The 22,099-nt window shown below is 49.4% G+C and carries 24 protein-coding genes; 23 read left to right on the top strand and 1 reads right to left on the bottom strand.

Features of this window, described 5'->3' with window-relative positions:
• Positions 1-22 precede the first annotated feature (22 nt).
• From sucA to glnS, 16 genes are all read left to right on the top strand, one after another.
• Complete coding sequence (sucA, locus tag ABGI61_RS11535) at positions 23-2,833, top strand: 2-oxoglutarate dehydrogenase E1 component (protein WP_347601190.1); 2,811 nt, start codon at positions 23-25, stop codon at positions 2,831-2,833.
• Positions 2,834-2,907: 74 nt separating this feature from the next.
• Positions 2,908-4,110, top strand: a complete 1,203-nt coding sequence (gene odhB / locus ABGI61_RS11530) for a 2-oxoglutarate dehydrogenase complex dihydrolipoyllysine-residue succinyltransferase (RefSeq protein WP_347601188.1) — start codon at positions 2,908-2,910, stop codon at positions 4,108-4,110.
• Positions 4,111-4,255: 145 nt separating this feature from the next.
• Complete coding sequence (gene sucC, locus ABGI61_RS11525; RefSeq protein ID WP_347601186.1) at positions 4,256-5,422, top strand: ADP-forming succinate--CoA ligase subunit beta; 1,167 nt, start codon at positions 4,256-4,258, stop codon at positions 5,420-5,422.
• Positions 5,423-5,432: 10 nt separating this feature from the next.
• A complete protein-coding gene (gene sucD / locus ABGI61_RS11520) occupies positions 5,433-6,305 on the top strand; it encodes a succinate--CoA ligase subunit alpha (RefSeq protein WP_347601184.1) in 873 nt (290 codons plus the stop codon).
• Between the two features lie 148 nt (positions 6,306-6,453).
• Positions 6,454-7,491, top strand: coding sequence for a multifunctional transcriptional regulator/nicotinamide-nucleotide adenylyltransferase/ribosylnicotinamide kinase NadR (gene nadR, locus ABGI61_RS11515; RefSeq protein WP_347601182.1), 1,038 nt, complete (start codon positions 6,454-6,456; stop codon positions 7,489-7,491).
• An 82-nt stretch (positions 7,492-7,573) separates the two neighbouring features.
• Positions 7,574-8,281, top strand: a complete 708-nt coding sequence (locus ABGI61_RS11510; protein ID WP_347601180.1) for a thermostable hemolysin — start codon at positions 7,574-7,576, stop codon at positions 8,279-8,281.
• Positions 8,281-9,768 (top strand): AMP-binding protein, encoded by a 1,488-nt coding sequence (locus ABGI61_RS11505; protein WP_347601178.1) that lies wholly within the window; start codon positions 8,281-8,283, stop codon positions 9,766-9,768. Before ABGI61_RS11510 ends, ABGI61_RS11505 begins: the two co-directional genes overlap by 1 nt.
• The gene (locus ABGI61_RS11500) at positions 9,743-10,423 is read left to right on the top strand and encodes an iron-containing redox enzyme family protein (protein ID WP_347601176.1); all 681 of its coding nucleotides are present in this window, start codon (positions 9,743-9,745) and stop codon (positions 10,421-10,423) included. Before ABGI61_RS11505 ends, ABGI61_RS11500 begins: the two co-directional genes overlap by 26 nt.
• A complete protein-coding gene (locus ABGI61_RS11495) occupies positions 10,420-11,205 on the top strand; it encodes an SDR family oxidoreductase (protein WP_347601174.1) in 786 nt (261 codons plus the stop codon). Before ABGI61_RS11500 ends, ABGI61_RS11495 begins: the two co-directional genes overlap by 4 nt.
• A 41-nt stretch (positions 11,206-11,246) precedes the next feature.
• Entirely contained in the window at positions 11,247-11,885 is a 639-nt protein-coding gene (locus tag ABGI61_RS11490; protein ID WP_347601172.1) for a tetratricopeptide repeat protein, read from the top strand.
• Between the two features lie 25 nt (positions 11,886-11,910).
• Entirely contained in the window at positions 11,911-12,570 is a 660-nt protein-coding gene (locus ABGI61_RS11485) for a response regulator (RefSeq protein ID WP_347601170.1), read from the top strand.
• Complete coding sequence (locus tag ABGI61_RS11480) at positions 12,567-13,880, top strand: sensor histidine kinase (protein ID WP_347601168.1); 1,314 nt, start codon at positions 12,567-12,569, stop codon at positions 13,878-13,880. The genes ABGI61_RS11485 and ABGI61_RS11480 overlap by 4 nt, the downstream gene beginning before the upstream one ends.
• Entirely contained in the window at positions 13,871-14,260 is a 390-nt protein-coding gene (locus tag ABGI61_RS11475) for a cupredoxin domain-containing protein (protein ID WP_347601166.1), read from the top strand. The genes ABGI61_RS11480 and ABGI61_RS11475 overlap by 10 nt, the downstream gene beginning before the upstream one ends.
• Positions 14,250-14,975, top strand: a complete 726-nt coding sequence (locus tag ABGI61_RS11470) for an FTR1 family protein (protein ID WP_347601164.1) — start codon at positions 14,250-14,252, stop codon at positions 14,973-14,975. Before ABGI61_RS11475 ends, ABGI61_RS11470 begins: the two co-directional genes overlap by 11 nt.
• A complete protein-coding gene (locus ABGI61_RS11465) occupies positions 14,972-15,682 on the top strand; it encodes a hypothetical protein (RefSeq protein ID WP_347601163.1) in 711 nt (236 codons plus the stop codon). Before ABGI61_RS11470 ends, ABGI61_RS11465 begins: the two co-directional genes overlap by 4 nt.
• A gap of 118 nt (positions 15,683-15,800) precedes the next feature.
• The gene (gene glnS / locus ABGI61_RS11460) at positions 15,801-17,468 is read left to right on the top strand and encodes a glutamine--tRNA ligase (protein ID WP_347601161.1); all 1,668 of its coding nucleotides are present in this window, start codon (positions 15,801-15,803) and stop codon (positions 17,466-17,468) included.
• A 62-nt stretch (positions 17,469-17,530) separates the two neighbouring features.
• Here the strand turns inward: glnS and ABGI61_RS11455 are convergent, their stop codons facing one another.
• Positions 17,531-17,728 (bottom strand): DUF3185 family protein, encoded by a 198-nt coding sequence (locus tag ABGI61_RS11455; protein ID WP_347601159.1) that lies wholly within the window; start codon positions 17,726-17,728, stop codon positions 17,531-17,533.
• Positions 17,729-17,854: 126 nt separating this feature from the next.
• Between ABGI61_RS11455 and ABGI61_RS11450 the strand changes: the two genes are divergently transcribed.
• Genes ABGI61_RS11450 through ABGI61_RS11420 form a run of 7 tightly spaced genes read left to right on the top strand, consistent with a single transcriptional unit; the run spans position 17,855 to position 22,097 of the window.
• Positions 17,855-18,481 carry a LysE family translocator gene (locus ABGI61_RS11450; RefSeq protein ID WP_347601157.1) on the top strand — a complete coding sequence of 209 codons (627 nt, stop codon included), beginning with the start codon at positions 17,855-17,857 and terminating at the stop codon, positions 18,479-18,481.
• 23 nt (positions 18,482-18,504) lie between these two features.
• On the top strand, positions 18,505-18,831 hold the full coding sequence (locus ABGI61_RS11445; protein ID WP_347601155.1) for a rhodanese-like domain-containing protein: 327 nt from the start codon (positions 18,505-18,507) through the stop codon (positions 18,829-18,831).
• Positions 18,818-19,345: a hypothetical protein gene (locus tag ABGI61_RS11440; RefSeq protein ID WP_347601153.1), complete on the top strand. Its 528-nt coding sequence runs from the start codon at positions 18,818-18,820 to the stop codon at positions 19,343-19,345. The genes ABGI61_RS11445 and ABGI61_RS11440 overlap by 14 nt, the downstream gene beginning before the upstream one ends.
• The gene (locus tag ABGI61_RS11435) at positions 19,345-19,716 is read left to right on the top strand and encodes a hypothetical protein (RefSeq protein WP_347601151.1); all 372 of its coding nucleotides are present in this window, start codon (positions 19,345-19,347) and stop codon (positions 19,714-19,716) included. Before ABGI61_RS11440 ends, ABGI61_RS11435 begins: the two co-directional genes overlap by 1 nt.
• Positions 19,717-19,726: 10 nt before the next feature.
• Entirely contained in the window at positions 19,727-20,896 is a 1,170-nt protein-coding gene (gene earP, locus ABGI61_RS11430) for an elongation factor P maturation arginine rhamnosyltransferase EarP (RefSeq protein WP_347601149.1), read from the top strand.
• Positions 20,897-20,914: 18 nt separating this feature from the next.
• A complete protein-coding gene (gene efp / locus ABGI61_RS11425; RefSeq protein ID WP_440590602.1) occupies positions 20,915-21,475 on the top strand; it encodes an elongation factor P in 561 nt (186 codons plus the stop codon).
• 58 nt (positions 21,476-21,533) lie between these two features.
• Positions 21,534-22,097 carry a sugar O-acetyltransferase gene (locus ABGI61_RS11420; protein ID WP_347601147.1) on the top strand — a complete coding sequence of 188 codons (564 nt, stop codon included), beginning with the start codon at positions 21,534-21,536 and terminating at the stop codon, positions 22,095-22,097.
• Positions 22,098-22,099 lie beyond the last annotated feature (2 nt).

Genomic DNA, 22,099 nt, shown 5'->3' with positions numbered 1-22,099 from the left:
CGCGGAAATTAAGGGAAACTAAATGCACGAAGGTGTAATGAAGGCGTGGTTAGAGTCGTCCCATTTGGGCGGCGGCAACATGGCCTACGTTGATGAGCTCTATGAATCCTACTTAGCTGAACCTACCAGCGTCGGTGACGAATGGCGTGAGTTTTTCGCCAAATTGCCCAAGCTTGATGGCGTTGACCTAGAAACCCGTCATTCAGACGTCAGACAGCAATTTGCCGAATTAGCCCGTAACAAACACCGCGAAGTGGTGGTGGTAAATTCCGGTTCGGCCTCTGACAGCCGTCAGGTTAAAGTATTACAGCTAATTAACTCTTACCGTTTCCGTGGCCATCAGCAGGCCAATCTTGACCCGCTGGGTTTATGGAAGCAGTCACGTGTACGCGATTTAGAGTTGTCTTATCACGACCTGTCAGAAAGTGATTACGATACTGAGTTTAATGTTGGATCATTTGCCATCGGCAAAGAAACCATGAAACTGGGTGATTTACACAAAGCACTGGAAAAAACCTACTGTGGTTCTATCGGTGCTGAGTATATGCATATCGTCTCTACCGATGAAAAACGTTGGATCCAGCAGCGCTTAGAGTCGATTCAGTCGGCACCTTCATACGATAAAGACGCTAAGGCCCGCATTTTAAATGGTTTAGTGGCCGCTGATGGTTTAGAGAAATATTTGGCTGCTAAATTCCCGGGCGCCAAGCGCTTTGGTTTAGAAGGTGGTGATGCGCTTATTCCGATGCTTAAGGCGATGATTCATCGCGCTGGCGAGCAGGGCGCGAAAGACTGTGTTATCGGTATGGCGCACCGCGGACGCTTAAACACGTTAATTAACGTGTTAGGTAAAAACCCGTCGAAACTGGTAGATGAATTTGCCGGCCGTTATGAAGTGGTTGGTGCCGGTGACGTGAAATATCATATGGGTTTCTCGTCAGATTTCGCTACCTCAGGTGGCAACGTGCATTTAGCGCTGGCGTTTAACCCGTCACACCTTGAAATTGTTAACCCGGTAGTTATGGGCTCTGTACGTGCCCGGTTAGACCGTCGTGGCTGTACAGACGGCTCTTTAGCTCTGCCCATTACTATACACGGTGACTCTGCTTTTGCTGGTCAGGGTGTGGTAGCGGAAACCTTTAATATTTCACAAACACGCGCCTTTAAAGTGGGCGGCTCTATCCGTATCGTTATTAACAACCAGGTAGGTTTTACCACCTCGAATCCGGAAGATACCCGCTCGACTGAATACTGTACTGATATTGCCAAGATGGTGCAGGCGCCTATTTTCCATGTCAACGGTGATGATCCAGAAGCCGTGGTATTTGTTGCCCAGCTGGCGGTGGATTACCGTAACACCTTTAAACGCGACGTGGTAATTGACCTGGTATGTTACCGCCGTAACGGCCACAACGAAGCCGATGAGCCGAATGCGACTCAGCCGCTGATGTACCAGAAAATCAAAAAACATCCAACACCGCGCGACATTTACGCCAAAAAGCTGGTGGCTGAAGGCTTGTTTAGCGACAGCCAAATCACTGAGCTGGCCGAGCAGTATCGTAATGCGCTGGATAAAGGCGACTGCGTGGTCGAAGAGTGGCGGCCGATGACAGAAAGTTCTGTTGACTGGACACCGTTTTTAGGTCACGACTGGGATGCCACTTATGATGCCAGTCTGTCGGTAGACAAGCTGGTAGAACTGGGTAAAAAAGCCACCGCTATTCCATCAAGCCATACGTTGCAACGACAAGTTGGACGGGTGTATGAAGACCGCGCCCTTATGCTGGCAGGCGAGAAAAAGATCGACTGGGGCTTTGCCGAAATTCTGGCTTATGCAGCCACCGTTGCCGAAGGTCACCGTATCCGTATCGTTGGTCAGGACTCAGGCCGTGGTACTTTCTTTCACCGTCATGCCGTACTACACAACCAGACTGACGCCAGCACCTATACGCCGCTTGAACATATCAGTGCAGAGCAGGCGCCATTCCAGGTATATGACTCTGCCTTATCAGAAGAGGCAGTACTGGCGTTTGAATACGGCTATGCTACGGCAGAGCCGCGTGCCATGGTCATTTGGGAAGGCCAGTTTGGTGATTTCGCCAACGGTGCTCAGGTAGTGATTGACCAATTTTTAAGTTCTGGCGAGCAGAAATGGGGCCGCCTGTGTGGTTTAACCCTGTTGCTGCCGCATGGCTATGAAGGTCAGGGCCCAGAGCACTCTTCCGCCCGCTTAGAGCGCTTCCTGCAACTGTGTGCTGACCACAACATGCAGGTGTGTGTACCGACGACGCCTGCACAAGTATTTAACATGCTGCGCCGGCAAATGGTGCGGCCAATGCGCCGGCCGTTAATCGTCATGTCGCCTAAGTCACTGTTGCGTCACCCGTTAGCGACGTCAACGCTGGATGAACTGGCATCAGGTAAATTCCATAACGTAATTGGTGAGATTGACGATATCAAGCCAGAAAACGTCAAGCGTGTGGTGTTCTGTAGCGGTAAGGTGTACTACGAACTGCTGGAAGAGCGTCGTAAGCGCGAGCAAAACGATGTGGCTATTGTCCGTGTTGAACAGCTTTATCCGTTCCCGCACGACGAGATGGCTGAAGTATTAAGCCAGTATCAGCATGTGACCGACTTTGTCTGGTGTCAGGAAGAGCCACAAAACCAGGGTGCATGGTACTGCAGCCAGCATCATTTCCGTGCTGCTATTCCAAAAGCTGGTTATTTAACTTATGCCGGTCGCGAAGCGTCTTCGTCGCCAGCAGTGGGTTATCTGTCGGTGCATAACAAGCAGCAGCAGGCACTGGTTAACGACGCCCTGACGCTGAAATAAGTAGCTAAATTGATTGTCCGGCCCGCGCTGCGGGCTGGTTTACCAAATAAGACCAACCGCTAAAAGGTGAAAAAGTGGAAATTAAAGTACCCGTACTTCCAGAATCTGTTGCAGATGCAACCATCGCCACCTGGCACGTAAAAACCGGTGAAGCCGTGACACGTGATCAGGTATTAGTTGATATTGAAACCGACAAAGTGGTACTTGAAGTGGTTGCGCAGGCCGATGGCGTAATGGGCGAAATCATTCATGATACCGGCGCTACTGTCACTGCAGAGCAGGTGATCGGTAAGATGGAAGCCGGTGGCGCACCGGCGGCGAAAAAAGACGATGCACCGGCGAAGCAGGACGACAGTAAAGCTGCAACTTCTGAAGCCAAGGCCGATGATAGCAGCGACGATGCCTTAAGCCCGTCAGTACGTCGTATGATTGCAGAAAAAGGCTTAGATGCCAGCAAAATTAAAGGCACTGGCAAAAATGGCCGCGTGACCAAAGAAGACGTTGAGAAGTTTGTTGCCGGCGCACCAGCCAAAGCCGCAGCACCAGCAGCTGCTCCTGTTGCTGCGGTAGCCGGTGATCGTAGCCAGAAACGTGTACCTATGACACGTCTGCGTAAGACCATCGCTAACCGTCTGTTAGACGCGAAAAACTCAACGGCGATGTTAACAACCTTTAACGAAGTGAATATGAAGCCCATTATGGATCTGCGCAAGCAGTACCAAGACGTATTTGAGAAACGTCACGGCATCCGTTTAGGTTTTATGTCGTTCTATGTTAAAGCGGTAACAGAAGCGCTGAAGCGTTTCCCTGAAGTAAACGCCGCTATCGATGGCGATGATATCGTTTATCACAACTTCTTCGATGTCAGCATTGCAGTATCTACGCCGCGTGGTCTGGTAACACCGGTACTGCGTGACTGCGACAAGATGAACCTGGCTGAAATCGAAAAAGCCATTAAAGACTTAGCGATTAAAGGTCGTGACGGTAAGCTGGCGATGGATGACTTAACCGGCGGTAACTTCACTATCACTAACGGTGGTGTGTTTGGTTCACTGATGTCTACGCCAATCATCAACCCACCACAGTCAGCAATTTTGGGAATGCACAAAATTCAGGACCGTGTAATGGTAGTGGATGGCAAGATGGAAATTCTGCCAATGATGTATCTGGCACTGTCATACGATCACCGTATTATCGACGGTAAAGAGTCTGTAGGCTTCCTGGTTACCATTAAAGAATTGTTGGAAGATCCAACCCGTATTCTGCTGGATATCTAATTATCCAAAAAAAGTAAGTAAAAATGCTGTTGTTTTAGGACAACAGCATTTTTTATCTGAGCGGTTGGCACTATAATATGCGCCGATCAAAAGTCAGGCTGCACCAAAAGGGCAGTCTCCATATTCAAATGAACGGAAAATAGCCATGAATTTGCACGAGTATCAGGGTAAGCAACTGTTTGCCCAATATGGTTTGCCTGTATCTAAAGGCATTGCCGCAGCTACAGTTGAAGAAGCGGTAGCAGCTGCAGATAAAATCGGCGGCGACATGTTTGTTGTCAAAGCTCAGGTTCACGCCGGTGGCCGTGGTAAAGCGGGCGGTGTAAAGCTGGTTAAGAGCAAAGATGAAATCCGCGCGTTCGCAGAAAAATGGCTGGGCAAAAACCTAGTGACTTACCAGACAGACGAAAAAGGTCAGCCGGTAAGCCGTATTCTGGTTGAAACCTGTACAGATATCGCAAAAGAACTTTACTTAGGTGCTGTTGTAGACCGTTCTTCACGTCGTATCGTGTTTATGGCCTCTACTGAAGGTGGTGTGGAAATCGAAACCGTAGCCCACGAAACCCCGGAAAAAATTCTGAAAGCGGCAATCGACCCATTAGTAGGCGCTCAGCCATACCAAGGCCGTGAGTTAGCGTTCAAACTGGGCCTGGAAGGCAAGCAAGTAAACCAGTTCGTGAAAATTTTCATGGGCCTGGCTAAATTATTCCAGGAAAAAGATCTGGCATTGTTAGAAGTTAACCCGCTGGTTATCACGCCTGCTGGCGATCTGCACTGTTTAGATGCGAAACTGGTTATCGATGGTAACGCGTTATACCGTCACCCTGAATTGAAAGAAATGCAGGATCCATCACAGGAAGATCCACGTGAAGCGCACGCTGCTTCGTGGGAGCTGAACTATGTTGCTTTAGGTGGCGACATCGGTTGTATGGTTAACGGTGCTGGCCTGGCAATGGGTACTATGGACATCGTTAAGCTGCACGGTGGCCAACCAGCTAACTTCCTGGATGTTGGTGGCGGCGCGACCAAAGAGCGCGTGGTTGAAGCATTCAAAATTATCCTGTCTGATGACGCTGTTAAAGCCGTATTCATCAACATTTTCGGTGGTATCGTGCGTTGTGACATGATCGCTGAAGGTGTGATCGGCGCAGTGAAAGAAGTTGGCGTTAAAGTACCAGTAGTTGTTCGCCTGCAAGGTAACAACGCAGAACTGGGTGCGAAAGTGCTGCAAGAAAGTGGCCTGAACATTATCGCTGACACAGACCTGACTGGCGCTGCCAAACAAGTTGTTGCAGCAGCGGCTAAGGCATAAGGGGTAAGCAATGAGCGTTTTAATTAATAAAGATACCAAAGTAATTTGTCAGGGCTTCACTGGTGCACAGGGTACTTTCCACTCTGAGCAAGCTATTGCTTACGGTACTAAGATGGTTGGCGGTGTAACGCCAGGTAAAGGCGGTCAAACGCATTTAGGTCTGCCAGTGTTTAACACTGTGAAAGAAGCGGTAGAAGCAACGGGTGCAGAAGCCTCTGTGATCTACGTACCAGCGCCTTTCTGTAAAGACTCTATCCTGGAAGCGGCTAACGGCGGTATTAAACTTATCGTTTGTATCACTGAAGGTATTCCTACACTCGATATGCTGGATGCTAAAGTTAAGTGTGACGAATTAGGCGTACGCTTAATTGGCCCTAACTGCCCAGGCGTTATCACTCCGGGCGAATGTAAGATTGGTATCATGCCAGGCCACATTCACAAGCCAGGTAAAGTAGGTATCGTGTCTCGTTCAGGTACTCTGACGTATGAAGCGGTAAAACAAACTACTGATTACGGTTTCGGCCAGTCTACCTGTGTTGGTATCGGTGGTGACCCAATCCCGGGTTCTAACTTCATCGACATCCTGAAGTTATTCCAGGAAGATCCACAAACTGAAGCCATCGTCATGATCGGTGAAATCGGTGGTTCTGCAGAAGAAGAAGCGGCAGCTTACATCAAAGCTAACGTGACTAAGCCTGTAGTATCTTACATTGCTGGTGTTACTGCACCTGCTGGTAAGCGTATGGGCCACGCTGGTGCCATTATCTCTGGCGGTAAAGGTACAGCTGATGAAAAATTCGCTGCACTGGAAGACGCTGGCGTTAAGACTGTTAAGAGCTTAGCTGACATCGGTAAAGCATTAAAAGAAGTTACTGGCTGGTAATAGTGGTAGCTAACGTAAAAAACCCGCTGATTTAGCGGGTTTTTTGTTTTCAAAACACATTAAAAATAGTCTTATAAGCTTCTCGCTGTGGCGAAATTAAGCTTTAATGCGCTACAACAACGCAGCGAAATGGGCTGGATAACGAGCTATGAAAACAGGTGTTTTTCCGGGTAAGTTTTTACCACCGCATCGCGGCCATATTACCGCCATACTGCGCGCCCATGCGCTGTGTGACAAACTCTATGTGGTGATAAGTGAGCGTACGGTAGAAGATGGCGAACTGTGCCGTCAGGCCGGCTTGCCTTATATTAGCGGTGTGCTGCGTCAGCGCTGGTTATCACAAGAGTTACAGGGCTTGGGTATTGACGTGCTGCTACAAAACGATGATGCGTCAGCGCCGTTTCCGCAAGGCTGGGGTGACTATGCCCGTCAACTTAAACACACTGTGCCAACAGCCTTTAGTGTGATTTTTGGCGGGGAAGAGAGCTACCGTGATGGCCATAAGCAATTTTTTCCGGGCATTCAATATCAGGTATTAGATCCGCAGCGCACGCAATGGCCAATTAGTGGCACGGAAATTCGTGAACACCCGTATAAACATTGGGACTATATTGCTGGCTCTGCCAGGCCATTTTTTGCCCGTAAGGTGCTTATTACCGGGCCAGAGTCCTGCGGTAAAACCACCTTAACCCGTAAACTGGCCAAGGTCTATTGCAGCTCCTGGTCAGAAGAGCTGGGCCGGGATTATCAGCATGACGTCGTCGGGGGTAACGGTGATTTATTTGATTTGGAAGATTTTAACCGTATTGCGCACCTTCAGTATGAGCAGGATTTACAGGCGCTTCGTAGCGCCAATAAAGTGTGTTTTTTTGACACCGATGCTGTGGTGACGGCGTTCTTTAGCCAGGTGTTTTTAGGCGAAGTGGCCAGTCGGGTAGAGAGCTTTATCGACCCTGGTAAATACGATTTAGTGATAGCGCTAAAGCCAACGGTGCCCTGGGTAGCTGATGGCATGAGGGAGTTGGGTGAGCCAGAAGTGAGAGCACTAAGTTTTGATAAACTGATGGCGCTTTATCAGCACTACGGTTTTGCTACCGAACGCTTTGTGGTGATAGATGCTGCAGATTATTACCAGCGAATGGAGCAATGTATCGCCAGTGTCGAACAGTTGTTATCGGCCCCATAAGGCAGAAATTAATTTAACAACCTTAAGATTACTTTAAGGTTGGTACTACACACTGTTGCTAACGGTAATACAGGAGTCCGTTATGCACAGTGCCCATTTGCTTAGCACCAACAGTCAAATCGCTGTAAGCCCACTGCTTCAGCCTGCGCGTGATCCTAACACGGCCTTATTAATGCTGGCCGATGTTGAACATCCGAGCAGGCCCGCGCTAGAGCAGTTTATTACAAACGGATTTTCTCGCCACTATCAGGCAAAAGTAACGCAATTTATGCCTTATCTTGCCGGCGTGCAGCACTTCGGTGCACTTCAGGCGGCGCTGGGTATTCGCTTTGCCCGTCAGCACACCTTATTTACCGAACAATACTTACACCTTAAAGCCGAGCAGATGCTTAAGCAACACGCCATTAATTGCCGGCGTGAAGACATTGCTGAAATAGGCCATTTATACGCCGCTAACCCTTTAGCATTAATGCCACTTTTTGTGCTGACAGTGCAGGCGTTATATCAGCTCAATATTCGCCAACTCGTTTTTGCTGCAACAGCAGATCTTAGTCACATGTTACGTCGCCACGGTGTGTCGCTAAGGGTGTTAGCACCTGCTGATCCGGCACTGCTCGGCGATAAAGCACAGGATTGGGGCAGTTATTACCAGACCCAGCCACAGGTTTGCGCTTTGTCTGTGGAGCAGGTAGCCCAAAGGATCAATGCTGATACACGCTTACAGCGGCTGATTTTTCGGCATTGGCCGCAGTTGCATGCCCTAGTTGACAGTTTACAGGAGTCAGTGTGATGCAGATAGCGTTGGCACCTGGTGCTACTTTAACGGATATTGGCAGCGGCGTGACGCTGGATGCTGATGGCATTGCAGAAAAAATCAACCGGTGGCAAACCGTGCTGCTAGCTTATGGTGCGAAAAGGGTTGTCATTAGCGCTGATAGCAGTCTCAGCTGGATAATAATCGATTTAGCCTGCTTAGCGGCAGAACGGGTGCTGACCCCTTTGCCGACTTATTTGAGTGAAGCACAGCAGCAAAGTGTGATTTCTAGTCTACAACCTGATATCTGGATAACTGATAGCCCGCTGTCAGATCCCGCCTGCAGCTTGCAGGAAGAATTAGATGGTTTACTGATTTATCGGCGTTTGGGGCAATCAAGCGTCGTTGTGCCTACAGGTACACAAAAAATTACCTTTACCTCAGGTTCTACCGGTGCGCCAAAGGGTGTTTGTTTGTCGCTGCAAGCTCAACTAGACGTCGCATTGGCACTGAAAGCCCGGGTTGAACATTTATGCGACGGCCCACCGCGGCATTTATGTTTACTACCCCTACCTACCTTATTAGAGAATATCGCCGGCGTATACGCCCCGTTGCTTGCCAGTGGTGAGGTGATTGTTGCGCCTGATCGCTTACGTGGCTTTGTTGGCAGCAGGTTGGTGGACCCGCAGGCGCTACTGCAGCTAATCAGCCAGACTCAGCCAAAAAGTCTGATTTTAGTCCCAGAGCTGCTGAAGTTTTTACTGCAGGCGACAGCAAAAGGCTGGATGGCGCCGCAGAGCCTGCAGTTTATTGCCGTTGGCGGAGCCTATGTTTCGCCCACTTTGCTACAGCAAGCAGCTAAAGCTAATTTACCGGTGTATCAGGGCTATGGTTTAAGTGAATGCGCCTCAGTAGTCGCCTTGTCTGATAACTCGGCCAGGACTGCAACTGATACAGTGGGTTTACCACTGAGTTGCCGGGACGTTGAGATCATTGACGGTGAGCTTGTGGTAAATACGCCGTTTTTAGGTTACCTGGGCCAGCCTGGCTCTGCAACGGACAAATTATACACGGGCGATCTGGCCGAATTCACCTGTCAGGGCGAGCTACGTATTTTAGGCCGGCGTAAAAACATGCTCATTAACAGTTTCGGCCGCAATATTTCACCAGAGTGGGTAGAGAGCCTGCTGACTGACAGTGGCATCATTACCCAGGCTATGCTGCTCGGTGATGCGCAGCCGAGTTGTGCCGCGCTTATCTTTGCCATGCCGGCAGTCAGTGATATCGCCATTACTAATTGTATTACCCGCATTAATCAACAGTTACCGGATTACGCACAAATTACACGTTATCAGCGGATCGGACAGCCATTTTCTGTCAGCGATAACACGCTAACAGATAACGGCAGGCTGCGGCGCGATGCTATTAAGCAAAAGTATGTTGCGATAATCAATCAACTTTTTTCTGACTTTGACACACCTGTAACAGGAGCATCGCATGAATTTTTATCCCGTACTGCTTGAAGCCACTACCGAAGCGCGGCAATACCTGCTGTCTGCACCGATAATTAAACGCTGTTTTGACGGTGATTTTACGCTGGATCACTATGTGGCTTTTTTACAACAGGCTTACCACCATGTAAAACACACAGTGCCGCTGTTGATGGCAGTGGGTGCGCGCTTAACTGAAGATAAAGAATGGCTGCGCGAAGCGGTAGCAGAATATATCGAAGAGGAATTGGGTCATCAGGAATGGGTGCTGAATGATATTGCTGCCTGTGGCTTTGACAAAGAGCAGGCACGTAACAGCACACCGGCGTTTGCCACCGAAATGATGGTGTCTTACGCTTATGATGCGGTCAACCGCACGAGTCCGCTGGCGTTCTTTGGCATGGTGCTGGTGCTTGAAGGCACGTCCATTAACCTGGCCGAGCAGGCTGCCAGCCAAATCGCCACAAAACTTAAATTGCGTCGCAAAGCCTTCACTTATCTGAACTCGCATGGCGCCTTGGATCAGGAACACATTAAATTTTATGAAAACCTGATGAACCAGATAACTGATGAGAAAGACCAGGCCATTATTATTCATGCGGCCAAACGTTTTTATCGCCTGTACGGCGATATTTTCCGCTCGCTGGAACAGCCACATGGTTTACAACGTATGGAGCAAGCCGCATGAACACGCTGCAACATAAGCGCGTATTGTTAACTGGTGCTACCGGCGGCATTGGCCGGGCAATGCTAGGGGAATTAACACGTGCCGGTGCAGAAGTCGTCATTACCGGGCGCGATGCCAGTGCTTTAACTGAACTGCATGCTACTGCACCTGACAAAATACGTACCTTTGCCGCCGATTTAACCGATCACGCTGCCCTTCAAGCGTTATATCAGTATTGCACCACGCTGGGTGGGCTCGATGTGCTGATTAATAACGCCGGCATCAGCCAGTTTTCTGCTGAGCAGCAGCAGGATTATGCTGCGCTTATTCAGACTAATTTGCTTGCACCTATGCAGTTGACACAGTTGCTATTGCCACTTATTCAACAAAGACGCGGTTCGGTACTGATGGTGGGTTCAACCTTTGGCAGCATCGGTTATGCCGGCTTTACCGGCTATTGCGCCAGTAAGTTTGGTTTGCGCGGCTATACCGAGGCGCTTAGGCGTGAGCTGCATAACAGTGACGTTAAGGTGCTTTATCTGGCACCGCGGGCAACCAAGACAGCGATTAATTCACCGGCAGTCGATGCCATGAATAAAGCACTGGGGCAGGGTGTGGATAGCCCAGAGCAGGTAGCGAAAGCCATGCTGCGTCAGTTAGAGCGGGGTTCAGCGCGCTGCTATCTGGGGGCGGCAGAAAACGTATTTATCCGGCTAAACGGGTTATTTCCGGCTTTGGTAGACAGAGCGCTTGGCGCCAAATTAAAGCAAATTAAGCAGTTTTTTACTACGGCTAACGCTTGACGAAAGTATGCAGGCTAACCTTTTAAACCAGGAGTAATGTCATGAAAAAGATTACGTTTTTAGTGTTACCGCTGCTTTTTTTGCAGGGTATGGCCAGTGCAGATGTCATGACCGATATTAAACCCTTGCAACAACGCTGGGCCGAAATTAACTATCAGCTAGATGAAGATAAACGCGAACAGGCATTTGAACAGTTATTGCAACAGGCAGATCAGGTAGTTAACAGCAACACTGATAAAGCCGAGGCCTATATTTGGCGCGGCATCATCGCTTCAAGTTATGCCGGTGCTAAGGGCGGCTTGGGGGCACTTGATTTAACCAAACGTTCAAAAGCGGACTTAGAGCAGGCGCTAAGTATACAACCCGATGCACTGCAAGGCTCGGCCTATACCAGCCTGGGTGTGTTGTATTACAAAGTGCCCGGCTGGCCTGTAGGCTTTGGCAGTGACAAAAAAGCCAAACAATTATTAACCAAAGCGTTGGAAATAAACCCGCAAGGTATTGATCCAAATTATTTTTATGCAGAATTTTTAACTGAAGAACGCGACTATAAAGCGGCTATGCGCTATCTTGAACTAGCGAAACAGGCCCCGGCACGGCCAGACCGACCACTGGCCGACAGTGGTCGAAAGCAGGAAATTGCGGCGCTTGAGCAAAAGCTGAAAAAGAAAATAAAGTAGCGTAACTACGCACACGTGAGGTGCTATGCGGATATTGCTGGTAGAGGATGATGTGGCACTTCGCGACGGTTTGCATCAGGCATTAACGGTGCAGGGCTTCGCTGTAAACGCGGTAAGTAGCGGTGAACAGGCGCTCAGTGTGGTAAGAAGTGGTGATTGCGATTGTCTTATCCTCGATTTAGGCTTACCTGACATGGATGGACTCAGTGTATTAAAACAGCTGCGGCAAAAGTGGCCACGTTTGCCGGTACTTATTTTAACCGCGCGGGATAGTTTGGATGACAGGATAAGCGGGCTGGATCTGGGCGCTGACGATTACCTGGTTAAACCCTTTGCGGCAGCTGAATTGTTTGCCCGTTTGCGCGTGATAGAGCGCCGTTTAGGCACTGCTGCGACTCATCTGGTACGTATTGCCGGGGTAGAGCTCGATACCAGCGCCATGCAGCTGAATATTAATGGTGAGCAAACAGGCTTATCGCGGCGTGAATACGTGCTGTTAAAGGAGCTGATGGAGTCGGCCGGCCGCGTAAAAACCCGTGAACAATTGGAAGCGAGCTTGTATAGCTGGGGGGAAGAGGTAGCCAGTAACGCGCTGGAGGTGCATATTTCAAACCTGCGTAAAAAGCTGCCAGCGGATTTTATCCGCACGGTACGCGGTGTTGGCTACAGTATTGCCAGATCATGACATCTTTACGCCGCTACCTTATTTCTGTGTTAATTGCACTTTTGGTGTTAACCAGCTTTTTGGCGGCGCTGCAAAGTTACCGCTTAAGTGCTGTGCGCGCTACAGAGCTGTTTGACCAAGATTTACAGCTGGTGGCGGCCAGTATTTTACAGCATTATCAGCCTGCAGATGAGGGCGCGACGGATAGCGGTCTGGCGGTGCAATTATTTCGCCAGCAGCAGCTGATTTTTAGTAACGCACTGGCACCCGCAACGCCCCTTAACGCCCCGGTAGGGTTTTCCGAACAAAACTTTCAGGGCAAGCGCTGGCGTGTTTATGTTGAACAGCGCAGCGCCGACTGGCGTATTATGGTGGCGCAGCCATTACAACAGCGACTGGCGTTAGCCGATGAGGTCATCACTGCGTCGTTATACCCTGTGGTACTGAGTTTACCACTGCAAGCGCTGTTGATTTGGTTGGTTGTCAGCCGGGCGTTACAGCCATTAAAATCGTTATCTGCTGAGCTGACATCACGTAAAGCCAGTGAACTTACACCGATTAGGCTGTCGCAGGTGCCGCTAGAGTTACAACCCGTGCTCAGCGCCACCAATACACTGTTCGAGCGGCTGTCAGCAGCCTTTGAACGTGAAAAGCGCTTCGCATCAGATGTTGCACACGAGCTTCGTACACCACTTAGTGTGCTGCAAATAACCTTACATAATGCCATTACCGAGGCACAGCGGCAGGGTGTAGCGCAAGACGATACCGCTATGCAAGCACTGCAGGACGGTGTTGAACGCATGCGCCAGCTGATAGAGCAAATTATGCTGTTAAATCGCACCCATCCGGATAATTTTCAGGCCAATACCAAACCACTGGACTGGGCGGCCTTGTGCCGCGCTGTCGTGGCAGAACACTTTAGCCAGTTGGAAAGCCGTCAGCAGCAGATCAGCATAGAGGGGGTGGAGCACCTTGAGGTAAAAGCAGATGAGTTTGCCTTGCGCTTGCTGGTGGCTAACCTGTTAGGCAATGCTATTAAATACACGCCGCCAGGCGGACAAATTAAGCTGATGCTAGGTAAAACTGATAACAAGGCTGTGCTTGAGGTAGCCGACTCCGGTCCCGGCATACCAGAGCAGGAGTATCTGCAGGTATTTAACCGTTTTTACCGCGTCGGAGGCGACAGGCATCAGTCAGGCGCACCGGGGTCAGGGCTAGGCTTATCCATCGTGAGAGAGCTGGTGCAATTGCATGGCGGTACTATCCGTCTTGGCAGGTCTGAGTTCGCTACCGGCCTTAAGGTAACCGTGGAGCTGCCATTATGCGTTTAAGCCGCTTCCCTCTTGGCTTGTTATTGTTATGGAGTTTTGCCCTAAGCGCACGGCAAGAGTTTACCCTCACGTTAAAGGATCATTTATTTAGTCCGTCCAGGTTAGTGGTTCCTGCTGAGACGAAGATTAAAATTCGGCTAATTAATCATGACCCAACACCTGAAGAGTTTGAAAGCTTTAATTTAAACCGGGAAAAAGTGGTGTTGGGCCAGGCAGAAGCGGTGATTTATCTGGGCCCCTTACGACCGGGCGAGTACCCGTTTTTTGGCGATTTTCATCCTGACAGCGCCAAGGGGCTGTTAATCGCAGTGCCTGAAGCGAAGTGGCGTGATTATCAGCAACAGCTGCAACAAAAGCCGGAGACGCCGCATGTTAATTAATACCGTGCTGGTGTTTACCCGTGATTTATTACCACTGTTTATTTTGCTGCCAGTATTACTGCAGCACATTACAGAGTCGAAAACCCGTTTACTGGTCAAGGCAGGGTGTGTTGCTGTCGTCCTTATGCTGCTGATTACGCCTGTGCTTAGCAATATCACCCGCTTAGCCGACGGTAATGGCCTGGAGCTGTTGTTTGTATTGCTGTTGTCGCTGTTACTACTGAGTCTGTTATTGCAAACAATTCATTGGCGCTATCGCACTGTTGCGATATTTGCAGCGCTGTCACTGCAAATGCTGATTTGCGCTATTAATCTGCTGTTATTTAGCCTGAGCAGTGTCGGTATTGCTGGCGCAACAGAAAGCCTTTGGCTAGGGGCTGTGCTGGCGCTTGGTATTTGCAGCAGCATAGCCGTTTTGGCCTATCAGTTACTGGCAGAGCTTGGCCGAGCGTCACGCTGGTGGCTTGGTATGATGCTGGCGCTGGTTGCGGCCAGGCAGGGCAGTGAAGTGATAAATTTGCTCAGCCAAACCGATCTCATCACGCAGCAGGATAGTGTGTGGGATAGCAGTACCTTACTGGCCGAGCAATCTGAGCTGGGGGTGTTTTTTCATGCCTGGTTTGGTTATGAAGCCACGCCTGACGTTGTACAACTTGCCGCCTGGGCGGGAGTTTTGGTCTTGGTGTTGGCGCTGTGGCGGAGGCAATTAAAATGAAACGTTTAGGCTGGCTGGCTATTATCGCATTACAGATGATAAGTTTTGCCGTACTGGCCGATGGTCGGGTAGTGGATAAGGTATATCATCCTTATGTTGGCGCCTTAGAGCGCGATTTCGAGTACCGCGCATTATATCAACGCCAGTCACAGCATCCGGATAACAATACGTTGGCACAGAAGCTAGGTTATGGCTTTGCCATTTCAGAGCGTTCAGCCCTGGCGTTTTATTTGCTTGCAGAGCGGGTTATGCCAGACGATTACACGGTGGCCAGTTATGAGGTTGAGCTGCGTCATATGCTTAGCGAGCAGGGGCAGTACAGCTGGGATTGGGGCTTGTTGTTTGAGTATGAGCACCAACAGCAAAGCGACAGCAATGAAATTACCACTGGCCTGTTAATGGAAAAAGAATTTGAGCACACCAGTCTAACACTTAACACCTTGTTGGTGTATGAATGGGGCAGCCGTATTAAAAATGAGCTGGAAACTGAGTTCAGGTTGCAATATCGCTATCGGTATCTGCCGGCATTGCAGCCTTCAATAGAGATTTACTCCGGTGAAAATTACAAAGGTGCTGGCCCGGGGTTTATGGGCGTGCATAAGTTTAGCCCCACGCGGCAATTAAAGTGGGAAGCGGCCATGGTGTTTGCGCTGGACAACGACACCATAGACCGCACAATGCGTTTTGCCATTTCATACCAGTTTTAGCTGTCAACTGGCGCTAATTTCTCGCTAAATGGCAGTGCTTGTCAGTAGTCAGCGGCATTTCTGCTGCTATAATGCCGCATCTTAACTGAGATCCCGTAACAAAAGGACAGTGCATTTTATGGCGGACGCAGAACATCGCCCCACGAATTTTATCCGGCAGATCATTGATACTGATTTAGCTTCTGGCAAGCACAGCAATGTGCAAACCCGTTTCCCACCCGAGCCAAATGGCTATTTGCATATCGGCCATGCAAAATCTATTTGCCTTAACTTTGGTATTGCGCAGGATTATCAGGGTAAGTGCAACCTGCGTTTTGACGACACCAACCCGGAAAAGGAAAACGTTGAGTTTGTTGAGTCGATTCAGCGCGACGTTAATTGGCTGGGCTTTCAGTGGGATGGCGCAGTACGTTACTCGTCTGATTATTTTGAACAGCTGTACAGCTACGCCGTTGAGCTGATAAATAAAGGCCTGGCGTATGTCTGTTTTTTAAATAATGAACAAATGCGCGAGTACCGTGGCAATTTAACCCAGCCCGGTAAAGCCAGTCCAACGCGCGACACCAGCCCGGCAGAAAACCTGGCGCTGTTTGAAAAAATGCGCGCCGGCGGTTTTAAAGAAGGCGAGTGCTCTCTGCGCGCTAAAATTGATATGGCATCCAGCTTTATGTGCATGCGCGATCCGGTGATTTACCGGGTTAAGTTTGCCCATCATCACCAAACCGGTGACAAGTGGTGCATCTACCCAATGTACGACTTTACTCACTGTATTTCAGATGCGCTTGAAGGCATTACCCATTCGCTGTGTACGCTGGAGTTTCAGGATAACCGCCGCTTGTACGACTGGATCCTGGACAATATCACCATTAACTGTCACCCGCAGCAGATTGAGTTTTCCCGCTTAAATCTGGAATATGCGGTAATGAGTAAGCGTAAGCTGCAAACCCTGGTAGAGCAAAACGTGGTATCTGGCTGGGATGACCCACGTATGCCAACCATCGCTGGCCTGCGTCGTCGTGGTTATACCCCCGCGGCTATTCGCGAGTTTGCCAAGCGCATTGGTGTTACCAAGCAAGATAACGTGATTGAAATGAGTGCGTTAGAGGCCTGTATCCGTGAGGATTTAGATGCCAAAGCACCCCGCGCTATGGCAGTGCTGGATCCGTTAAAAGTGACGATTACCAACTACCCGGCGGATGGTATCGAGTGGGTGGAGTCGCCAAATCATCCAAAAGACGACAGCATGGGCAGCCGTAAACTGCCGTTTGGTGCTGTGGTGTATATTGATCGCGCTGATTTTCGTGAAGAAGCAAATAAAAAGTACAAGCGTCTGGTGTTAGGCGGCGATGTACGGTTACGTAATGCCTACGTGATTCACGCTGATGAAGCGGTAAAAGACAGCGATGGCAATATTATCGAGCTGAAATGCAGCTACCTGCCGGAAACCTTGGGTGAAAACCCAGCCGATGGCCGCAAGGTGCGTGGCGTGATTCACTGGGTGGAAGCCACTCACGCTGTACCGGCCGAGTTTCGCGTGTATGACCGTTTGTTCAGCGTAGCCAACCCGGCAGCAGCAGATGACTTTTTGACGGTAGTAAATCCCGAATCGCTGGTGGTGAAGCAGGGCCTGGTCGAGCCATCTTTGCAGCAGGCTGTAGCCGAGCACGCTTATCAGTTTGAGCGTGAAGGCTATTACTGTGCCGATAACCGTGATTCAAGTGCAGACAAGCTGGTGTTTAACCGCACTGTAGGCTTGCGTGATGGCTGGGGTAAAGAAGAAGAGTAGTAACCTTTTGTCTGCAACAGAAAAGGCCGCACTGCGGCCTTTTCTGTTGTCAGGCTTAGGCGTTATTTTTTCAGTAATAACCCCAGACCGATAATAGCCGCCACAGCACCACCGACTAAAAACCAGATAGCATTATCGGTTGGATTACCTGTAACCATTTCAGTGACCTGTGACGCGGTGGAGTTATACTCGGTATAGCCGAAATACAAAAGCACCACACCGGCCACCAATATGGCTAAGCCAATAATTTTATTCATCATGTTCTCCTTGTTATTGTTGTTTTAACCGGTGTTATCAACCGGCACTTAGCGCGGACAAACCACTATTAAAGCCCATCAAGTCTGGTATTATCAGTAGCAAATGTCCAATTAAGATATAGGTTTAGCATGGATTTGTTGCTTGCGGTGCTGTTTTTTGCTTTTTCTACTACCATTACGCCGGGGCCAAATAATGTGATGATTATGTCGTCCGGGGTAAACTATGGTATCAGGGCCAGCGTACCGCATTGGTTAGGTATTTGCCTGGGTTTTCCATTAATGGTGTTGCTGGTTGGCCTGGGGTTTGGCGTAGTGTTTGAGCGTTACCCGCATTTGCATCAACTGATTAAAGTATTGGGCGTGGCCTATTTACTTTGGCTGGCTTGGCGCATTGCCAGCGCAGAGCCCAAAACAATAGAGCAGGGTAAAAGCAAACCCTTTAGCTTTATACAGGCTGCACTGTTTCAGTGGATTAACGGTAAAGCCTGGGTGATGGCCAGTGGCGCCATTGCAGCTTTCACCACCGTAGGTGGTGTTTACTGGGTTGAAGTTAGCATTATTACCGCTGCCTTTTTACTGGTGGCCTTTCCCTGTGTTGGTGCCTGGCTGGTATTTGGCGCTGTGCTGCGTAAAGTGCTGACCAAAGCACTGTTTCAACGCTTGTTTAACATCACTATGGCTATTATTTTAGTGTTGTCCGTAGTACCGGTGTTAGTCGAGATCTGGCGTTATTATTTTACGCCAGCTGTGGTGTAAATAATTTTATCAAGGAGCCTGTTATGCGGGTATTCGTCATTGCAGTTGTTCTATGGTTATCGGCTTGTGCCAGCACGCCAACAAACACGGTTTGGCTGGATGTACGCAGTGCTGATGAGTTCGCGGCAGGACATGTTGATGGCGCGATAAATATCCCACACACCGAGATAGCGGCGCGTATTGGTGAATTACAGTTGGCTAAGGATGCCAATATCGCGCTGTATTGTGGCTCTGGCCGACGCGCCGGTATTGCCATTGAAACTCTGCAGCAATTGGGGTACACCAGGCTAACTAACCATGGTGGTTATGAGGCGTTAAAGCAGCAACCTGCTAGCAATGAACGGCAATGAAGAAAAAGTAAAGCTGGAACATGAAGCCGCGCGGCTGTTTATGCGGCTTTATGAGCAGCGTTTTGGTATTAAAATGCGCCATATCTGGCATAACGAGCCGGCGCGCCCCGACGTGTCCTGTTATTACGATGATCAAAAGCTGGATTTAGAAATCGCCCATCTGTACGGCAGTGAAGTAGAGGCCATGCATATTCTCGGGCGTGAGCTGGGTGAAAATACCCATAAAGAGTTAATGGCGCTACTGCGCACGCCAGCACAGCACCGTCTGCTGACCGGCCTTAACCGGCTTATTTGCAACAAAGCAGAAAAAACCTATCACACCGATCGCGTTTGGCTGGTGATCCGCAATGCCAATCCGCTTTGGACCCGGCGCGACATTCTAAAGCATTACCGCCAATTACATATGCCAAAACAACACCCGTTTGAACAAATTTGGCTAATAGGCGATATGCAAGGCCAAAGTGGCATCATGGCGCTGTATCCGCCAACGTTAACCGTGCTGGAGCATGGCTGATGTTGGCGTTTTATCAGCGCTGGGCTATCAAGCTTTATCCGCTGCGCAGTTTGTTTGTATTAGTGGCGGTAATGGCGATGACTGCTTTTGTTTGCTTGGTGTTCACGGACAATGAGCTTAGCCGGCGCTGGCAGTTAAGTACTGTGGTACTGGCGCTTTGCGCTATGTTGCTATGGTTATGGGCTGCGTTGTTCAGCCAGCCACTGCCGCAGGCCAGCGCAGATAGCGGTTTATGGCATAAGTTCAAATGTAAGCTGCTGTATTTGTTGTATTACCTGTTAGCAGCGTTTATTACGTTGCTGCTACTTGCCACAGTTTATCTTGGTCTGCGCACGCTTAAAGGTATAATAGCCGCCTTGTTTTTCAGCTAATGTGGATGCTATGGCACAAGCTGCAGTGCGCTGGGATATTTTCTGCGCGGTAATCGATAACTTTGGCGATATAGGTATTTGCTGGCGGCTCAGCCGGCAGTTAGCTGCCGAGCACAATATTGACGTCAGGCTCTGGGTAGACGACTTGGTCAGTTTCAAGAAGATTTGCCCCGAGCTTGATATCAACCAGACAGCGCAGCTGCTTAGTGGCGTGACAATAAGGCTATGGTCTGAACAAACGGATTGGGCTGCAGAGCAGATCGCTGATGTGGTAATAGAAGCCTTAGCCTGCACCATACCCATGCCATATCAGCAAACAATGGCGGCACAAAGCACGATGCCACTGTGGTTAAATTTGGAATACTTATCAGCTGAAGACTGGATTGAAAGCTGCCATGCGCTGCCATCACCGCAGCCACATCTGCCGCTGAATAAATACTTTTTCTTCCCGGGTTTTACCGCTGCCGCTGGCGGCCTGCTACAAGAAGCGGGTTTGCAACAGCGTTTAGCGGATTTTGCTACCGACACCCAGGCGCTGCAGCAGTTCTGGACCAGTTTAGGCATTGATAACAACAGTAGGTATCAGCAAAAAATCTCGTTATTTGCATACGACCATCCACAGCTTGAAAGTTTGCTGGCCTGCTGGCAAGCACACAGTGCACCTTTACTGTGCCTGGTGCCGGAGGGGGCGCTGGCGCAGCAACTGACTCGTTTGTATCCAGAGCTTGGAGCACAGCGCAGGTTGAGTATAGGCGCGTTAACGCTGGTGATCCTGCCATTTATGCCGCAGGACGATTACGACAAACTCCTGGCGGCCTGTGATATTAACTTTGTGCGAGGTGAAGATTCAGTGATCCGTGCACACTGGGCGGCTAAGGCGTTTATCTGGCAAATTTATCGTCAGGCAGAGCAGGCACATTTGGAAAAGCTCAATGCGTTTATGCAGCGCTATTGTAATGCAATGCCAGCCGATCTGGCCGAAACAGTAAAAAGCTTCTGGCTGGCCTGGAATGCTGACACGCCTTTAGCTGAAAGTTGGCAGCAGTTCGCTGCAAAATACCCGCAAATTGCTGACTATAACCTGAATTGGCGCGCGCAATTAACGGCGAATGGAGATCTTGCCAGCAACCTCGTGCACTTTGTTGAAAAAAAATTTATAATGCGACGCAATTTTTCCTAACGAGAAGATATTTCAGTCATGATGAAGACAGCTCAAGAACTGCGTGCTGGCCAGGTGATTATGGTTGGCAACGATGCAATGGTGATCCAAAAGGCAGAATTTAACAAATCTGGCCGTAACGCTGCCGTTGTAAAAATGAAAATGAAAAACCTGCTGAACGGTCAGGGTATGGAAACGGTTTACCGTGCTGATGACAAATTCGAGCAAGTAATGCTGGAAACCAAAGAAGTCACGTACTCTTACTTCGCTGATCCGATGTATGTCTTTATGGATCAGGAATATAACCAGTACGAAATCGAAGCTGAGTCTATGGAAGGTGCATTAAAGTACTTAGTAGACGGCATGGAATGTTCAGTAGTGTTCTACGGCGAGCGGCCAATCTCTGTTGACCTGCCCACTATCGTAGTTCGTACTGTAACTTACACTGAACCAGCCGCCCGTGGCGATACCTCAGGTAAAGTAATGAAACCAGCAAAAATTGAAACTGGTTTTGAACTGATGGTGCCTGCTTTCGTTGAAGAAGGCGACAAAATCGAAATCGATACCCGTACTGACGAGTACCGTAGCCGCGCCAAGTAATATTGGCAGGTTAAAAAAGGCGCTTCGGCGCCTTTTTTTATCTTTATTTGGGAGCGAAATGAGCACTGAAAAGCAAAAAATGCTAAGCGGTCAGTGGTATAACCCACTGGATAAACAGCTTAGTGCAGAGCGCATGGCGGCGCGTAAATTACAGCACCTTTATAACCAGAGTGCGCCGGATGATGCGCCAGCACGCAGTGCGCTGTTAAAGCAGTGGCTGCCCAATACCGGCAAGCATTTTTACGTTGAACCACCGTTTTATTGTGACTATGGCTACAACATTAAAACCGGCGCTAAAGTGTTTTTTAACTTTAATTGCGTGGTGTTGGATGTGGCTGAAGTACGTATTGGTAACAATGTATTTTTTGGCCCGGCGGTACAAATTTATACCGTAAATCATCCGTTAGATGCCAAAAAGCGCAATACGTTAATCGAGCAGGCATTGCCGGTTGTGATTGAAGACGATGTCTGGGTTGGAGGTGGCGCAGTAATCTTGCCTGGCGTGACGATAGGCAAGGGCAGTGTTATTGCTGCCGGCAGTGTGGTCACAAAGGATATTCCGGCCGATGTAGTGGCTGCAGGTAACCCATGCCGTGTTATTAAAGCTGTAACCGAGCAATAACT

The sequence above is a fragment of the Rheinheimera fenheensis genome (assembly GCF_039871805.1).
GTDB lineage: Bacteria > Pseudomonadota > Gammaproteobacteria > Enterobacterales > Alteromonadaceae > Alishewanella > Alishewanella fenheensis.
This window is presented reverse-complemented; position numbering and strand designations above follow the sequence as displayed.

What these genes read in the sequence shown, in the direction of transcription:
- sucA (WP_347601190.1), top strand. Translation starts at nt 23, where the DNA reads ATGCACGAAGGTGTAATGAAGGCGTGGTTAGAGTCGTCCCATTTGGGC.
- sucC (WP_347601186.1), top strand. Translation starts at nt 4,256, where the DNA reads ATGAATTTGCACGAGTATCAGGGTAAGCAACTGTTTGCCCAATATGGT.
- sucD (WP_347601184.1), top strand. Translation starts at nt 5,433, where the DNA reads ATGAGCGTTTTAATTAATAAAGATACCAAAGTAATTTGTCAGGGCTTC.
- nadR (WP_347601182.1), top strand. Translation starts at nt 6,454, where the DNA reads ATGAAAACAGGTGTTTTTCCGGGTAAGTTTTTACCACCGCATCGCGGC.
- ABGI61_RS11510 (WP_347601180.1), top strand. Translation starts at nt 7,574, where the DNA reads ATGCACAGTGCCCATTTGCTTAGCACCAACAGTCAAATCGCTGTAAGC.
- ABGI61_RS11505 (WP_347601178.1), top strand. Translation starts at nt 8,281, where the DNA reads ATGCAGATAGCGTTGGCACCTGGTGCTACTTTAACGGATATTGGCAGC.
- ABGI61_RS11500 (WP_347601176.1), top strand. Translation starts at nt 9,743, where the DNA reads ATGAATTTTTATCCCGTACTGCTTGAAGCCACTACCGAAGCGCGGCAA.
- ABGI61_RS11495 (WP_347601174.1), top strand. Translation starts at nt 10,420, where the DNA reads ATGAACACGCTGCAACATAAGCGCGTATTGTTAACTGGTGCTACCGGC.
- ABGI61_RS11490 (WP_347601172.1), top strand. Translation starts at nt 11,247, where the DNA reads ATGAAAAAGATTACGTTTTTAGTGTTACCGCTGCTTTTTTTGCAGGGT.
- ABGI61_RS11485 (WP_347601170.1), top strand. Translation starts at nt 11,911, where the DNA reads ATGCGGATATTGCTGGTAGAGGATGATGTGGCACTTCGCGACGGTTTG.
- ABGI61_RS11480 (WP_347601168.1), top strand. Translation starts at nt 12,567, where the DNA reads ATGACATCTTTACGCCGCTACCTTATTTCTGTGTTAATTGCACTTTTG.
- ABGI61_RS11475 (WP_347601166.1), top strand. Translation starts at nt 13,871, where the DNA reads ATGCGTTTAAGCCGCTTCCCTCTTGGCTTGTTATTGTTATGGAGTTTT.
- ABGI61_RS11470 (WP_347601164.1), top strand. Translation starts at nt 14,250, where the DNA reads ATGTTAATTAATACCGTGCTGGTGTTTACCCGTGATTTATTACCACTG.
- ABGI61_RS11465 (WP_347601163.1), top strand. Translation starts at nt 14,972, where the DNA reads ATGAAACGTTTAGGCTGGCTGGCTATTATCGCATTACAGATGATAAGT.
- glnS (WP_347601161.1), top strand. Translation starts at nt 15,801, where the DNA reads ATGGCGGACGCAGAACATCGCCCCACGAATTTTATCCGGCAGATCATT.
- ABGI61_RS11455 (WP_347601159.1), bottom strand. Translation starts at nt 17,728, where the DNA reads ATGATGAATAAAATTATTGGCTTAGCCATATTGGTGGCCGGTGTGGTG.
- ABGI61_RS11450 (WP_347601157.1), top strand. Translation starts at nt 17,855, where the DNA reads ATGGATTTGTTGCTTGCGGTGCTGTTTTTTGCTTTTTCTACTACCATT.
- ABGI61_RS11445 (WP_347601155.1), top strand. Translation starts at nt 18,505, where the DNA reads ATGCGGGTATTCGTCATTGCAGTTGTTCTATGGTTATCGGCTTGTGCC.
- ABGI61_RS11440 (WP_347601153.1), top strand. Translation starts at nt 18,818, where the DNA reads ATGAACGGCAATGAAGAAAAAGTAAAGCTGGAACATGAAGCCGCGCGG.
- ABGI61_RS11435 (WP_347601151.1), top strand. Translation starts at nt 19,345, where the DNA reads ATGTTGGCGTTTTATCAGCGCTGGGCTATCAAGCTTTATCCGCTGCGC.
- earP (WP_347601149.1), top strand. Translation starts at nt 19,727, where the DNA reads ATGGCACAAGCTGCAGTGCGCTGGGATATTTTCTGCGCGGTAATCGAT.
- efp (WP_440590602.1), top strand. Translation starts at nt 20,915, where the DNA reads ATGATGAAGACAGCTCAAGAACTGCGTGCTGGCCAGGTGATTATGGTT.
- ABGI61_RS11420 (WP_347601147.1), top strand. Translation starts at nt 21,534, where the DNA reads ATGAGCACTGAAAAGCAAAAAATGCTAAGCGGTCAGTGGTATAACCCA.